The sequence below is a fragment of the Microbacterium sp. NPDC055357 genome (genome assembly GCF_053644835.1).
This window is the reverse complement of the sequence record NZ_JBSHLZ010000008.1, coordinates 16,471-30,018: the sequence shown is the minus strand read 5'-3', so window position 1 is coordinate 30,018 and position 13,548 is coordinate 16,471. Positions and strand designations below refer to the sequence as shown.

15 protein-coding genes are annotated in these 13,548 nt (G+C 68.1%); 5 read left to right on the top strand and 10 right to left on the bottom strand.

The window, feature by feature from the left end; all coding sequences use genetic code 11:
* Positions 1–15 precede the first annotated feature (15 nt).
* Positions 16–786 carry a FadR/GntR family transcriptional regulator gene (locus ACWICD_RS11235; RefSeq protein WP_454140194.1) on the bottom strand — a complete coding sequence of 257 codons (771 nt, stop codon included), beginning with the start codon at positions 784–786 and terminating at the stop codon, positions 16–18.
* A gap of 2 nt (positions 787–788) precedes the next feature.
* A complete protein-coding gene (locus tag ACWICD_RS11230) occupies positions 789–1,955 on the bottom strand; it encodes an acyl-CoA dehydrogenase family protein (protein ID WP_454140193.1) in 1,167 nt (388 codons plus the stop codon).
* A gap of 92 nt (positions 1,956–2,047) precedes the next feature.
* Between ACWICD_RS11230 and ACWICD_RS11225 the strand changes: the two genes are divergently transcribed.
* Positions 2,048–3,292 carry an acetyl-CoA hydrolase/transferase family protein gene (locus ACWICD_RS11225; protein ID WP_454140192.1) on the top strand — a complete coding sequence of 415 codons (1,245 nt, stop codon included), beginning with the start codon at positions 2,048–2,050 and terminating at the stop codon, positions 3,290–3,292.
* 24 nt (positions 3,293–3,316) lie between these two features.
* Here the strand turns inward: ACWICD_RS11225 and ACWICD_RS11220 are convergent, their stop codons facing one another.
* Positions 3,317–4,981, bottom strand: a complete 1,665-nt coding sequence (locus ACWICD_RS11220) for a flavin-containing monooxygenase (RefSeq protein ID WP_454140191.1) — start codon at positions 4,979–4,981, stop codon at positions 3,317–3,319.
* A 38-nt stretch (positions 4,982–5,019) separates the two neighbouring features.
* Between ACWICD_RS11220 and ACWICD_RS11215 the strand changes: the two genes are divergently transcribed.
* On the top strand, positions 5,020–5,391 hold the full coding sequence (locus ACWICD_RS11215; protein WP_454140190.1) for a LysR family transcriptional regulator: 372 nt from the start codon (positions 5,020–5,022) through the stop codon (positions 5,389–5,391).
* A 99-nt stretch (positions 5,392–5,490) separates the two neighbouring features.
* Entirely contained in the window at positions 5,491–6,651 is a 1,161-nt protein-coding gene (locus ACWICD_RS11210) for an acyl-CoA dehydrogenase family protein (RefSeq protein ID WP_454140189.1), read from the top strand.
* A 6-nt stretch (positions 6,652–6,657) separates the two neighbouring features.
* Here the strand turns inward: ACWICD_RS11210 and ACWICD_RS11205 are convergent, their stop codons facing one another.
* From ACWICD_RS11205 to ACWICD_RS11180, 6 genes are read right to left on the bottom strand one after another with little or no spacing between them, the layout of a single operon-like run.
* Positions 6,658–7,275, bottom strand: a complete 618-nt coding sequence (locus ACWICD_RS11205; protein WP_454140188.1) for a hypothetical protein — start codon at positions 7,273–7,275, stop codon at positions 6,658–6,660.
* Positions 7,272–7,868, bottom strand: a complete 597-nt coding sequence (locus tag ACWICD_RS11200) for a hypothetical protein (RefSeq protein WP_454140187.1) — start codon at positions 7,866–7,868, stop codon at positions 7,272–7,274. The genes ACWICD_RS11205 and ACWICD_RS11200 overlap by 4 nt, the downstream gene beginning before the upstream one ends.
* Positions 7,865–8,527 carry a hypothetical protein gene (locus tag ACWICD_RS11195; RefSeq protein ID WP_376130456.1) on the bottom strand — a complete coding sequence of 221 codons (663 nt, stop codon included), beginning with the start codon at positions 8,525–8,527 and terminating at the stop codon, positions 7,865–7,867. The genes ACWICD_RS11200 and ACWICD_RS11195 overlap by 4 nt, the downstream gene beginning before the upstream one ends.
* Complete coding sequence (locus ACWICD_RS11190) at positions 8,524–9,876, bottom strand: hypothetical protein (RefSeq protein ID WP_376130453.1); 1,353 nt, start codon at positions 9,874–9,876, stop codon at positions 8,524–8,526. The genes ACWICD_RS11195 and ACWICD_RS11190 overlap by 4 nt, the downstream gene beginning before the upstream one ends.
* A 12-nt stretch (positions 9,877–9,888) precedes the next feature.
* The gene (locus tag ACWICD_RS11185) at positions 9,889–10,221 is read right to left on the bottom strand and encodes a hypothetical protein (RefSeq protein WP_454140186.1); all 333 of its coding nucleotides are present in this window, start codon (positions 10,219–10,221) and stop codon (positions 9,889–9,891) included.
* A gap of 38 nt (positions 10,222–10,259) precedes the next feature.
* Positions 10,260–10,547: a WXG100 family type VII secretion target gene (locus tag ACWICD_RS11180; protein WP_376129556.1), complete on the bottom strand. Its 288-nt coding sequence runs from the start codon at positions 10,545–10,547 to the stop codon at positions 10,260–10,262.
* A 147-nt stretch (positions 10,548–10,694) separates the two neighbouring features.
* Here ACWICD_RS11180 and ACWICD_RS11175 point away from each other — a divergent pair, with 147 nt between their 5' ends.
* Positions 10,695–11,471 (top strand): enoyl-CoA hydratase, encoded by a 777-nt coding sequence (locus ACWICD_RS11175; RefSeq protein ID WP_454140265.1) that lies wholly within the window; start codon positions 10,695–10,697, stop codon positions 11,469–11,471.
* A 596-nt stretch (positions 11,472–12,067) separates the two neighbouring features.
* Here ACWICD_RS11175 and ACWICD_RS11170 read toward each other — a convergent pair.
* Positions 12,068–12,604: a MarR family winged helix-turn-helix transcriptional regulator gene (locus ACWICD_RS11170; protein WP_454140185.1), complete on the bottom strand. Its 537-nt coding sequence runs from the start codon at positions 12,602–12,604 to the stop codon at positions 12,068–12,070.
* 166 nt (positions 12,605–12,770) lie between these two features.
* Between ACWICD_RS11170 and ACWICD_RS11165 the strand changes: the two genes are divergently transcribed.
* Positions 12,771–13,547 (top strand): electron transfer flavoprotein subunit beta/FixA family protein, encoded by a 777-nt coding sequence (locus ACWICD_RS11165; protein WP_454140184.1) that lies wholly within the window; start codon positions 12,771–12,773, stop codon positions 13,545–13,547.
* Position 13,548: the final 1 nt, after the last annotated feature.

Below are 13,548 nucleotides of genomic sequence, written 5' to 3'. Positions count from 1 at the left end.
GGTTCCTTCGTCTCGTCAGATCTGCGACCGCACGATCGCAACCGGCTCCCCGAGCAGCTGCGGGTAGTAGCGAGCGACGTGGTCGGCCATCGCCTGGAGGTGCGTGCGCATCGCCGCGGCCGCGCCGTCGGCATCGCCGGCGACGATCGCGCGCAAGATCTTGCGGTGCGCGGCTTCGGCGAGATTTAGGGAGTTCGCGGGATAGCGCACCCCGGCGTCGTGCCCGTCGGCGATCATGCTGAGGATGTCCCACATGAGCGCGAGCAGACGGTTGTCGGCGATCTCGGCGATCATGCTGTGGAACTCGCGGTTGCGCACGCGCCACTCCTCACCGCCCTCGTCGAGACCTTCGAGCGCGTCGTTGGCCCGCTGCAAGCGCTCGGCGTCGTCGGGTGTGCAGCGCGCGGCGGCGGATGCCGCGAGGGTGGGTTCGATCAGTAGTCGCGCCTCGAGGATCTCGCGCAGGCCGATGTCGCTCGTGCGCATCAGCACGGACAGCGGGCGCGCGATCGTCTCGCGCCGGGGGTGGGCGACGAACGCGCCGCCGCCGGAGCCGACACGCGTCTCGACGATGCCCTCCGCCTCGAGGATGCGCAGCGCTTCGCGGATCGACGCGCGGCCGGCTTGGTACTGCGTCGCCATGTCGGCCTCGACCGGCAGGCGGTCACCCGGTCGCAGTCCCGCGCTCACGATGCCGTCCGAGATCGCCTCGGCGAGCACGACGGGCTTGCGCGGGCGTGCGCGGCGGGGGCTGCGTTCGGCGGCGGGCGCGACTACGTCGGACATCGTCAGTACGAGCGGGGTAGGCCGAGAGTGTGCTCGGAGATGTAGTTGAGGACCATCTGCTGCGGCACGGGGACACTCTTCATGAGGCGCGCCTCGGCCCAGTATCGCCCGAGGTCGTACTCCTTGGCGTAGGCGTAGCCGCCGAGCGTCTGCATCGCGCAGTCGGCGGCGAAGAACGCAGCATCCGACGCGAGGAACTTGGCGGAGTTCGCCTGCTCGCCGCACGGCAGGCCCTGGTCGTAGCGCCATGACGCCTCGCGTACCGCGAGCTCGGCGGCTTTGAGTCGCATATGGGCTTCGGCGAGCGGAAACGAGATGCCCTGGTTCTTGCCGATCGGGCGGCCGAACACGACGCGCTCCTTCGCGTACTTCGTCGCCTGCGCGAGCGCGGCTCGGCCGATGCCGATCGCCTCGCCGGCGATCAGGATGCGCTCGGGGTTGAGCCCATCGAGTAGGTAGGTGAATCCGCGGCCTTCCTCGCCGAGCAGGTCGGTCGCGGGCACGCGCAGGCCGTCGAAGCGCACTTCGCACGATCCCACGGCGTTGCGCACCATCTTGTCGATTTCGGTCACCTGGACGCCCGGGGCCTTCAGATCGGCGAAGAACAGGGTCATCCCGCGGGTGCGCTTGTCGACCTGGTCGAGCGGCGTCGTGCGGGTGAGGAGCAGGACGCGGTCGGCGATGTGCGCCTTCGTGATCCACACCTTCTGGCCATGGACGACGTACTCGTCGCCGTCGCGCACAGCGCGCGTCGTGATGGACGGCGTGTCCGTGCCGGCATCCGGCTCGGTGACGCCGAAGGCGACGTGCAGCTCTCCTGACGCCACGAGGGGGAGGTATGTCTCCTTCATCTCCTGCGTGCCGTGCTTGGCGACCGGATTCATGCCGAAGATGGAGAGGTGCAGGGCGCTCGCGCCATTCATGGCGGCGCCCGAGGCGGCGACCTCTTCGAGGACGATGGAGGCCTCGGTGATACCGCCACCGCCACCGCCGAACTCTTCGGGGATGGAGATGCCGACCCAGCCGGCCGCAGCCATCGCGTTGTAGAAGTCCCACGGGAACTCGTGCTGGTCGTCGCAGCGACGCCAATATTCGGGGCCGAAACCATCGCAGATGCCTCGGACGGCCTGGCGGATGTCGCGCAGGTGTTCGGGTTCTTCGAAGTCCACGAAATCTCCTCGTCGAAATATACGGATATTAAATCCGCGAACATTCTAGCAACGGTGTTGCCAGAGCAGTCAAGCCTCTAATATGCGGATATATGGATGCTGTGCAGCTTGAATACCTGACCGCCGACGATGCTGTCCGCGACCTCGCGCCTGGAACGAGACTGGCCGCGGGAAACGCGTGCGGCACGCCGCTCACGCTCTTGCGCGCGCTGGGGCGACGCTCGGCTGAGGCGGGAAGCGTGACTCTCACGCTCGGCATCACCCTCGGCGATCCCCAGCTGCGCCCGGCCGTCCTCGCGGGATCGCTGTCGGTGCGCAGCTGGCACGTGCACGGAGAGATCCGGGCGATGCGCCGCGAGGGGCTCGTCGAGTATGCGCCGCTCCGACTCGTCGATGTGCCTCGACTCGTCCTGGCCGAGGCCGACGTCGCCCTCATCCGCGTGAGCCGCCCTGACTCCGAGGGCTTCTGCAACGTCGGACCGTCCGCCAGCTATACACGCGACGCCGTGACGCTCGCGGGGCTCGTGATCGCCGAGGTCGCCGACGACGTCCCGCACACGCGCGGAGACACCCGCATCCACGTCACGGAGATCGACCGGTTCGTCGAGTCCGACGTCCCGATGCCGCTCACTGAGACGATCGATCCCTCGCCCGCGGCCGCCGCCGTGGCACGCCACGTCGCCGGGATCATCGCCGACGGCTCGACGGTGCAACTCGGCATCGGCGCGATCGGCGATGCCGTCGCGATCGAGCTCTCGCGCGTCGGCGCCGAGCGGTCGCTGCGCCTGCACGGCATGATCTCCGACCCCACGCGGCCCCTCATCGAGGCGATCGCCGCCGCCGGCGGCGCCCCCGTGCAGACCGTTGAGATCCTCGGTTCTCGCGAGCTCATGGAGTGGGCCGACGACAATCCCGCCATCGAGATGCATGACTCGCAGCGCATCCATCACCCCGCGGCGATCGCTGGCATCCCCTCGTTCGTCTCGGTCAACTCCGCGGTCGCGGTCGACCTGTCGGGTCAGGTTGTCTCCGAGACGGTGCGGGGCGGCGTCATCTCGGGCGTGGGCGGCAGCGCCGACTTCGCGGAGGGGGCGCACCTGTCCCCGGGTGGCATGCGTGTCATCGCGCTCGCCGCCACGACGGCGCGCGGTCACTCGACGATCGTCGCGGCGCACGGACCCGGTGACCTCGTCACGGCACCGCACCACAGCGTTGATGTCGTGGTGACCGAGCACGGTGTCGCGTGGCTGCGCGGCGCGACACAGCTCGAGCGCCGGGCCGCGCTGATCGCGGTCGCCGCGCCCGAGCATCGCGCGGCGCTCGAGGCGTCGGCCTAGCCGCTCGCGCATCGTCGTCGGGCGTCAGCGGCTCGCGACGACGGGCGCGCGCTCGACCTCGAAGCTCGGATACCCGTTCTCGGTCTCCTCCGCGAGGCGACGGCGGAAGCGGGGGCCGCCACCGAGGTAGACCATGGCTCGCGGCGCGTCGTCGCGGTCGAGGTTCTTGTTGTGGCCGTTGAACCAGGACCGAGTCTTCGACATGAGCAGCTTCGCGTTGATCTCGTGCACGTGCGCGGTCCACTCGGCCTCGGCCTCGGCCCTTGCCTCGACGCGGACGACGCCATCGGATTGGATGACCGTGGCGAACGCCGTCATCCAGTTCACGACGTCCTCGATCCCGCGCGGGAAGTTGGCCGACGCCGACCCAGACTGGGGGCCGGCGAGGATGAACAGGTTCGGAAAGCCTGTCACCTGAACTCCCAGGCAGGTGACAGGTCCGGCGCTCCATTTGTCACGAAGGCGCAATCCGTCGATGCCGACGATCTCGATCCTGTCGAAGGGCCCCGTGACGGCATCGAATCCTGTTGCGTACACGATGACGTCTACATCGATGGGTGGGCGGTCGACGTCGTCGCCGAAACGCATTCCGCCCGGGATGATCTCGGTGATCGGCGTCGACTTCAGGTCGATGAGCTCGACGTTGTCGCGATTGAACACTTCGTAATAGCCCGATTCGCCGGCGACTCGCTTCGTGCCGAAGCCGTGGTCCTTGGGGATGAGCGTCTCGGCGATGCGCGGGTCGCGCACCCGCTCACGGATGCGCTCGGCGATGAACTCGGACAGTTCGGCGTTGGGGGCTTCCTTCATCATGGTGTCGCGGTAGTTGCCCATGTACATCCCGGCGCCCGACCCGTTGTACAGCTCGTGCCAGCGCGCGACGCGCTCCTCGCGGGTGACGTCCGTGCTCAGTTCGCGGCTCGGCCGGTGGATGAACCCCGCGGGGGTCTCGCTGCACCACTGGAAGATCTCGTCGTAGCGCGATCGCAGGTCGGCCATCTCCTCGGCCGAGATCGGGCTGTTCCCGAGCGGCGCACACCAGTTGGCGCCGCGCTGCAGGACGAAGAGCTGCTCGACGTGCGGTGCGATATCGGTGATGACCTGTACTCCGCTCGCCCCCGTGCCGATGACGGCGACGCGCTTGCCCGTCACATCGAGGTCTTCGGGCCAGTCGAACGTGTGCACGGCGACGCCGTCGAACGAGTCCATGCCCTCGATGCGGGGATAGGTGGGGGCGGAGAGGATGCCGATCGCCGAGAGGACGAACCGCGCCTTGATCGTGCGCCCGTCGGCGAAGCCCACGACCCACAGCAGCTCGTCTTCGTGCCACTGCATCGAGGTGACCGACATGCTGTACCGGATGTGCGGGCGGAGGTCGAACTTGTCGGCGAAGTAGTTGAGGTACGACAGAGTCTCGGGCTGCGCTGCGAACCGCTCGGACCAGTCCCATTCCTGGAGCATCTCGTCCGAGAAGGAGTACTGATAGGTGTACGACTCGGAGTCGAAGCGGCATCCCGGGTAGCGGTTCATGTACCACGTGCCGCCGAGGTCGGCGTTGGCGTCCACGAGCAGCACATCGACGTCCATGTCGACGAGCTTCTGCAGCTGGCACAGCCCGCAGACGCCGGCTCCGACGATCAGGTACTCGACGAAGTCCGGCATCGTTGCGGCATCCCTCGCACGGTTCATGTGTCCTCCATAAATCAAGCGCTTGCTCAAATGTTAGCATGAGGGATGCCGCGAGCAATGGTCGCTTCGTGGCTGCGCAACGCCAGGAGGCCGCGATGATCGCCAACCTGCCCGTGCTCAAGACGTTCGTCGCCGTCATGGACCACGGATCCGTCGTCGGCGCAGCTCGCGCGCTCGGCTACTCGTCTGCTGCGGTTTCCCGCCAGATGAGCTGGTTGCAACGGCGGCTCGGGGTGCGCCTGTTCGTTCCGGAAGGCCGTTCGATCAAGCCGACCGCGGAGGCCCTCGAATTCGTAGAGCGCTGCCGGGAGATCGTCGATGAGCTGCGCCGGTTCGAGGCATATGCGAGCGGCTTCGCGTCAGGTCGGGTCGTCTCCCCGCGAGTGACAGGTCGACCGCCTATTTACTAGGTCTTCCATGTAAAGTGATCACCGTGCCGCAGCCGGCACACGATCTGACGCCGAAACGACGCACAACGTCTCCTTCGGCTCTGCAGGAAGGAGACGTCGATGTCCACGACCAGCATGACGAGCACGCTCACCGCCGATGAGCGGGCGGCGATCCTCGACGCGGTACGCGAGTTCGCGCAGACCGAGCTCGCCCCGCACGCTCTCGACTGGGACGAGCGGTCGCACTTTCCGCGCGAGGTCCTGCACAAAGCCGGCGACTTGGGCCTCGGCGGCATCTACGTGCGCGAAGACGTCGGCGGTGCGGGTCTGGGCCGCGCCGAGGCGGTCGAGATCTTCGAGGCGCTCGCGTACGGCGACCCGACGATGGCCGCGTACATGACGATCCACAACATGGTCGCCTGGATGATCGACACCTACGGCGACGACGCCCAGCGCACCGAGTGGCTGCCGCGGTTGACGACGATGGGCGACCTGGGCGCCTACTGCCTCACCGAGCCCGGCGCCGGCTCCGACGCCGCCGCGATCACGACGAGCGCCATCCGGGACGGCGACGAGTTCGTGCTGACGGGTGTCAAGCAGTTCATCTCGGGTGCCGGCGCGGCATCCGTCTACATCGTCATGGCCCGCACGGGTGAGCCGGGAGCGCGCGGCGTCACCGCCTTCCTCGTCCCGAGCGACGCGGCCGGCCTGTCGTTCGGTGCCAACGAGAAGAAGATGGGCTGGAAGGCGCAGCCGACGCGCCAGGTCATCCTCGACGAGGTGCGGATTCCCGCCGCGAACGTCCTCGGCGACGAGGGGCAGGGCTTCCGCATCGCGATGTCCGCCCTCAACGGCGGACGCATCAACATCGCGGCCTGCTCGCTCGGCGGCGCCCAGTGGGCGCTCGATCAGGCGATCCGCTACGTCAACGAGCGCTTCACGTTCGGCGAGCCCCTCGCCGAGAAGCAGAGCGTGATGTTCACCCTCGCCGACATGGCGACCGAGCTGCGCGCCGCGCGCGCCCTCGTGCGCGACGCCGCGGCGGCCCTCGATGCCCAGGCTCCCGACGTGGCGATGCAGTGCGCCATGGCCAAGCGCTACGCGACGGATGCCGGTTTCGACATCGCCAACCGTGCCCTCCAGTTGCACGGGGGCTACGGCTACCTGCAGGACTACGGCATCGAGAAGGTCGTGCGCGATCTGCGCGTGCACCAGATCCTCGAGGGCACCAACGAGATCATGCGCGTCATCATCGGCCGCGAGGTGCTGCGGCAGCAGTGAGCGAGGTCAGGCGTCGTCGCTGAGGATGCGCGCCACCGCGCGATCGAGCTCGTCCTCACCCTGCAGCAGCCGGATGCTCTCCATGAGCTCGAGCAGGGGCTCCTGCATGACGGCGAGCACGTCGAGGTTTTCATCGACCGCGTTGAGCATGAACACGAGCCCTCCCGCGATCCCGACGGTCCGGATGCTGCCCGCGACACTGTCGTCGGGGTCTCCGCCGACATCGGCGAGCCGGATCGTCGCGGCGGACTGCAAGACTTCGCCGAACGGCACCGAGGTGTGACGCGTGACCTGCACGGGCGTGGGTGAATCGAGCCCGAGCACCGCGAGTTCGGGGAGCGCGGGCGTCGTGGCATCCTGCTCGAAGACGCTGAGATATGCCACGCCCATCGCCCGTCCGTCGAGTGGCGCGAACCACAGCGCCTGATCGACCTGCGGGGGCCTTTCGGAGGCGACGCTCAGCGCCATCGCCTCGAACACCGCGCGGCTCTCGGCGTCATCGGGCACGGCGGCCGCCGCGAGCTGGGTGGCCCAGGCCGCGGCATCCTCCCACTGCAGGTAGGGGAACCCGGGCGGGATGCCCAGCCAGTCGTTCTCGTCGAGCTCGATGACGTACTCGGTCATGTGCGCTCCCCCCACGCGAACGTGCCGATGATGCCGTGGCCGAGGCTCTCGAGGGCGCGCGTGAATTCGCTGTCACGATCTTCGGCGAGCATCGTCACGGCGAAGATCAGGTGCAGCCCCGCCGTCGGCTCGCCCTCGTCGGGCCGTGGAATGACGTAGTGGATCGTCGTCGATCCCGCTTCATCGGATCCTTCGAGGGTGTTCTGCCGCTCGATCCAGCGGTACCACCGCGCACCGTCCACCTCGACCAGTTCGGGCGTCTGTCCGGTCGCGAGCCCCGTGACGGCCCGGTCCAGGGTCGACCCGGTCGTGACCTGCACGGGCACGACCGTGAGCGATGCCGGCACCGTGAGGTCGCCGGGCACGGCGACGGGCAGATGCACTCCGACCGCGCGTCGCCGGCGCAGGCCCTCGAACATGCGGTGCACGTGCTGGCGGATCGCCATCACGACGTCGGCGCGGCCGGCTTCGCGTGCCCCGGCGGTCGCGAGGGCGGTGAGTGCCTTCTCGCTCTCGAGGTCGGGCCGGAACTCCTGCCAGCCCGGAGGGAACAGCATCGAGAACCGGATGCCGCGTGCCACCTGATCGCTCACAGCTCTCGTCCTGTCATGCCCGCTGCCGCGCGCCGGGCGGCGACGTCGGCAAGATCGGCTTCGAGTGTCTCACGATGCCGGCGGCTGTGCTGAGCGCGGCGCCGCAGAGCGACGGCCTCTTCGAAGAACGGATCCTCGGGTGCTTCCGGGACCGGCGACGGCGGCAGGGTCGCGCGCCGCACGATGAGCACGATGAGCGCGACGACGACGACGGGCACGGCGAGCCAGTGCCAGCCGATCGTGCGGTCGCCGTCGGTGAACGGGCTCGGCTCGGAGTAGGCCAGGGCGAAGAAGATCGGCAGCAGCAGGAAGACCGTCGCAGTGAAGAGGATCGTGTTGCTGACCAGCGGAGCGTGGCGGCGATCGACGAGCGGCCAGATCAGGATCGCGGTGAGCAGCGGCAGGAAGCCGACCAGGATCGTGAGCCACGACGGCAGGGGGATGAACGGGAACGTGACGTCGGACTCCCACACGGTCGAGCCGGACGTGAGATCGGGGATGCCCGAGGCGAGGAAGTTCACGATCGTGATGACGATGAACAGCAGCGAAACGAGGAGGCCGATCGTCATGGGCAGCCAGAAGAGGCCGAGCCGCTTCTCGCGCCGACGGTCGGCCTCGTCGACGAACTCGTAGGCGAATGGTCGGGAACGCGCGCTCATTGCGCGAATGCTCCTCGGAACGAGTCATAGCGCTCGGAGATGCTGGATCCGATGAAGTCGCTGTTCGCGACCCACGTTCCCGCGAACTCGACCCGGCTTGCGATCTGCGCGAACGAACTCGGCCCCTGGCCGGCGACGGCGCCGCTGCGCGCCCACGCGGCGGCGGCGTTGCCGACCGTGCCCTCGTTGCGCAGCAGGAAGTTCGAGAAGCTCGTGACGGAGTTGTGCCCGCCGCGGAACGCGTTCATGATCGGGCGGTCGATGAAGAAGTCGCGCATCGAGAACTGGCCCAGCAGACTGTTGCTGCGCACCCACGACCGAGCACCGTACCAGGTGTTCCGCGCGAAGTTCCAGGTGTTCTGGCCGGCGGCACCGACTCGCGAGAACAGTCCGCCCGACATGGGCGAGTACCCGAACCGGGGGAACGTCGAGCGCACCGACTGGCGCAGCACGGTGCGACCGCTCGAGAACAGCGCCGATGTGCCGCGCAGACCCGCGAGACCGCCGCGCATCCCCTGGATGAGCGGCCTCGCGAACGGGATGATCCCGATGATCGACATCGTCAGATCGAGCCAGTTCCCTCGACCCTTGGCGAACTTGAGCAGGTTGATCGTGAGCATGACCAGACCCACGACGGCGCCGATCGCGGCGATCGCGAGGGCGATGGGACCCGTCACGAACAGCGCCACGACGGCGAGCCCCACGGCGATCCAGCCGAGCACGGGCAGCAGGTCCTCACCCCACGCGTCGTTGTTGTCGGCCGCGTCGAAGGCGTCCTCGATGCCGTTGACGGCTTTGTCGTACGCGTCCGACCACGTCGAGAACGACCGGTCGAAGCTTCCCCACAGCGTCTCGAGGTTGCCCTCGGCGGTCTCTGTCGCCGAGCGCGCCGTCGTCTGAGCCGTGAGCGCCTGCTGCTTCTGGGCGTCGGTGACCTCGTCTTCCCACGGCATCTGCCACGCGTGGTCGCGCACGAGGGCCTCGGCCTCGCGCTCTTCCTGGCGCTTGGTCTGCACGGTGGTGTGCGCCGATTCGATCTTCGGGATGAGCGGGTGGATCACTTCCTGCGCGGTCTCGAGCTTGCGGGCGTACGTGGTCAGCGTGATGCCGGTCCGGCTGTACCGGGTCGCCGCCTTGCTCAGCTCGGGGTGCGTCTCGCCCGCGGCCTCGCGCACGGCGTCGACGGACTCGGCGATCTGCCGGGTGCCCTCGCTGATCAGACGCAACTGTGTCACGGTGCGCCGCATGACGCGCGCGGCATCCTTCAGATCGGTCGCGTACCGGTCGATGTCGGACGGAGTGCCCTCGAGACGGCGCAGCACATTGTGCTGGGGTGAGGTGAGAGTCACCGGTGTGCTTCCTTACCGTGGCTGATGGAGCGCGGGATCGTTGTCGGCGCCGTTGGACTGCATCGCGGCTGCGGCTTCGGCATCCCAGTTGCGCCAGCCGTCGATGACGTCCTGCAGGTGCTTGCGGATCTGATCGAGGTTCTCTTTCAGATCGTCGCGGGTGTTGTTCCAGTCGTTCTCGAAGTCGGCGGCGCGTCCGCGCAGCGATCCGCGGCCGTCCGGTCGGCCGATGGCCTCTTGGATGCCGCCGGACACGGTCGTCGCCTCGTCGAACTCCGCGATCGAGGCGTCGAGGTTGGCGACGACCTCGTCGAGTTCCTGCATGTTCAGATAGATGTCGGGCACAACCGGCCTCCCTCCGCGCGCGTCGCCGACTCAGCCGGTCAGTTGCCGGCGAGTGCCTGGTCGGTGTCCTTGATGGCCTGCATCATCTTGCGCAGCGACTCGCCCATGTCGCTGATGCCCTCGATGGCCTTCTCCAGACCCGTCGTCAGCTCGTTGTAGCCCTCGCCGAACTTGCCCGACGCGTGCTCGGTCTTGAAGTCATCGCCCAGGAGGCGATCGACGTCGGCCTTGAGGCGACGCAGCACGTCGCCGATCTCCTCGCGACCGGTCTCGAGCTTGCCCGCCATCGAATCCATCTCGCCATAAGAAGCCTTGAAATCAGCCATGATCCACCCCTTGGTCTCTAGGTCCGGGCGTTTCCCCGGTCGACACACAGGCTAACCGAGGCTGGGGTCGACGCCCCATGGGGAGGATTACCCACCCACCTCATTCCGTGCGACATGATCGGATGAGGACATCCGATGGAGGACACCATGAGCGAGTACGACACGATCATCGTCGAGACGCGAGGACGCGTCGGCTGGATCACGCTGAACCGACCCGAGGCGCTCAATGCGCTCAACACCCAGGTGTGCCGCGAGGTCGTGGCCGCAGCATCCGCGTTCGATGCCGACACCGGGATCGGGGCGATCGTGCTGACGGGTTCGGAACGCGCATTCGCGGCGGGCGCGGACATCAAAGAGATGGAGTCGATGTCCGGGCTCGACATGCTCATCGGCGACCACTTCGGCGGCTGGGCCGACTTCGCCGCCGTGCGCACGCCCGTCATCGCGGCCGTGTCGGGCTTCGCGCTCGGCGGGGGCTGCGAACTGGCGATGATGTGCGACATCATCCTCGCCGCCGACACGGCGAAGTTCGGGCAGCCCGAGATCAACCTCGGCGTCATCCCCGGCATGGGCGGATCGCAGCGCCTGGAGCGCGCGGTCGGCTACTACAAGGCCGCCGACCTCATCCTCTCGGGACGCATGATGGGCGCCGACGAGGCCGAGCGCTCCGGCCTCGCCTCGCGCGTCGTGCCCGCCGCAGACCTGCTCGACGAAGCGTCGAAGCTGGCTGAGACCATCGCGTCGAAATCGCTGCCGTCGCTGTACGCCGCGAAGGCGGTGCTGGATGCCGCGCTCGAAACGCCGCTCGCCGAGGGCCTGCGTCTGGAGAAGCACGTCTTCTCGTCGCTGTTCGACACCGAGGACCAGCGCGAAGGCATGTCGGCGTTCCGCGAGAAGCGCTCGCCGGACTTCCGCCACCGCTGATCCGCGGGCTCCTGCTCGGTCCCTGAGCCTGCCGAAGGGTGGTCCCTGACCTCGCGCGGTCCCTGAGCTTGTCGAAGGGTGGTCCGTCTCTCCGCTCGGTCCCTGAGCTTGCCGAAGGGTGGTCCCTGAGCTTGTCGAAGGGTCGCGATGCGCTGCTCCCGCTCAGCATGCCCCCGCGACGGCCTGCGGCCGCCGCTCCCGCCAGACCCGATGCCAGCTTCGCGGGAGCAGCGCATCGCTCCGCCCGCGCGGGGCTGAGTCCCGATCCCTGAGCCTGCCGAAGGGTGGCCCTTGAGCTGGTCGAAGGGGCGTTCGTCTCGCGACGCTTCGGCAAGCTCAGCGACCGGGGTGGGGGAGTGTGCGTGCGGGGCGACGCTTCGGCAAGCTCAGCGACCGGGGTGGGGGCGTGTGGGTGCGGGGCGACGCTTCGGCGACCGAAGCTCGGCGACCGAAGCTCGGCGACCGAAGCTCAGGGGTGGGGGAGCGGGCGTGCGTGCGGGGCGACGCTTCGACAGGCTCAGCGACCGTGGGCCGGCGACCGGGGGGTGACGCTTCGGCAAGCTCAGCGACCGGGAGGGCAGCGCGGGGCGACGCGGTCAGAGGGGTTCGGGCATCGGGCGGGGATCGGTGAAGTCGCCCGAGGCCTTGCGCAGGCGGGCGATGATGCGCACGAGCTCGGCCGTGTCGTCGTCGCCGAGGCCGGGGCTCTCGAACACCGACGTGTTGAGCGCCGCCGTCGCGCGCTCGACGAGCTCGCGACCTGAGGCGGTCAGCACGAGCATCGCGGCGCGCCCATCCTCGGGATGCGGCTCGCGTTCGGCGAAGCCGTCGCGCACGAGCCGATCGACGGTGTTCGTCACGCTCGTGGGGTGCACCTGCAACCGCGCGATGGCGCTGGCCATCGGCATCCGTCCTTCGCGCGTGAAGGCGAGAAGACGCAGCATCTCATAACGGGCGAACGACAGACCGAAGGGCTTCAGCGTCGTGTGGATGCGCGCCAGCATGAGCTGCTGCGCGCGCATGATGCTCGTCACGGCGGACATGCCGGCAGCGGCATCCGTCCATCCGTGCGAGATCCACTGGCGCTTGGCTTCGGCGATCGGGTCGACCGGCAGCGGTCCGCGTCTGGCCATGGGTGCTCCTCCTGCCTCCACGGTACCGTCGTGCGGATCGAACCTCGAACGACGCGCAATGTATACACACGGGCACATTGTCGGCGTCGATGCCGGCATATTGCCCTCGATTGGATACGAAGAAAATGCGCGGATAGACTCACCGCAGGTGTGAGGAGTGTGTTCGATGAAGATCGTCGTCCTGGTCAAGGAAGTGCCGGACACCTATGGTGACCGCAAGCTGAGTCTCGAGACGGGTTTGGCAGATCGTGCCGCGTCCGAGGCGGTTCTCGATGAAATCGGTGAGCGCTCGCTCGAGGTCGCGTTGTCGTATGCCGACAAGAATGCGGACACCGAGGTGGTCGTGCTGTCGATGGCGCCGCAGTCGGCGCAGGCCACGGTGCGCAAGGGGCTCGCGATGGGTGCGGCCTCTGCCGTGCAGGTCGTCGATGAGGAACTGCTCGGTGCGGATATGGGGCTGACGGCTGAGGTTCTCGCCGCGGCGTTGAAGAAGGTCGGGTTCGACCTGGTCGTCGCGGGCAACCAGTCCACGGACGGTTCGGGCGGGATGGTGCCGGCGATGATCGCCGAGTTGCTCGATGCTCCCGCCGCGCTGAACCTCTCGTCGGTCGAGATCAGCGAGAGCTCGGTGTCGGGTGTTCGCGCGACGGATGCCGGCACGGTCGAGGTGTCGGCGACGTTCCCGGCGGTCATCTCGATCACCGAGGCGTTGCCGGACGCACGGTTCCCGAACTTCAAGGGCATCATGGCGGCGAAGAAGAAGCCGTTCGAGACGCTGTCGCTGGCCGACCTCGGTGTCGAGGCGCTCGCCGCGGACGTGTCGCGGTCGATCGTGGTCGGCCTGAGTGAGAAGCCGCCGCGTGAGGCGGGGGTCAAGATCGTCGATGAGGGCGATGCGGGCGAGAAGCTCGCGGAGTTCCTCGCGCAGAACCGACTGGTGTGAG

Coding starts and splice junctions, on each gene's coding strand:
- ACWICD_RS11235 (WP_454140194.1), bottom strand. CDS start 786: ATGTCCGACGTAGTCGCGCCCGCCGCCGAACGCAGCCCCCGCCGCGCA.
- ACWICD_RS11225 (WP_454140192.1), top strand. CDS start 2,048: ATGGATGCTGTGCAGCTTGAATACCTGACCGCCGACGATGCTGTCCGC.
- ACWICD_RS11220 (WP_454140191.1), bottom strand. CDS start 4,981: ATGAACCGTGCGAGGGATGCCGCAACGATGCCGGACTTCGTCGAGTAC.
- ACWICD_RS11215 (WP_454140190.1), top strand. CDS start 5,020: ATGAGGGATGCCGCGAGCAATGGTCGCTTCGTGGCTGCGCAACGCCAG.
- ACWICD_RS11210 (WP_454140189.1), top strand. CDS start 5,491: ATGTCCACGACCAGCATGACGAGCACGCTCACCGCCGATGAGCGGGCG.
- ACWICD_RS11205 (WP_454140188.1), bottom strand. CDS start 7,275: ATGACCGAGTACGTCATCGAGCTCGACGAGAACGACTGGCTGGGCATC.
- ACWICD_RS11195 (WP_376130456.1), bottom strand. CDS start 8,527: ATGAGCGCGCGTTCCCGACCATTCGCCTACGAGTTCGTCGACGAGGCC.
- ACWICD_RS11180 (WP_376129556.1), bottom strand. CDS start 10,547: ATGGCTGATTTCAAGGCTTCTTATGGCGAGATGGATTCGATGGCGGGC.
- ACWICD_RS11175 (WP_454140265.1), top strand. CDS start 10,695: ATGAGCGAGTACGACACGATCATCGTCGAGACGCGAGGACGCGTCGGC.
- ACWICD_RS11170 (WP_454140185.1), bottom strand. CDS start 12,604: ATGGCCAGACGCGGACCGCTGCCGGTCGACCCGATCGCCGAAGCCAAG.
- ACWICD_RS11165 (WP_454140184.1), top strand. CDS start 12,771: ATGAAGATCGTCGTCCTGGTCAAGGAAGTGCCGGACACCTATGGTGAC.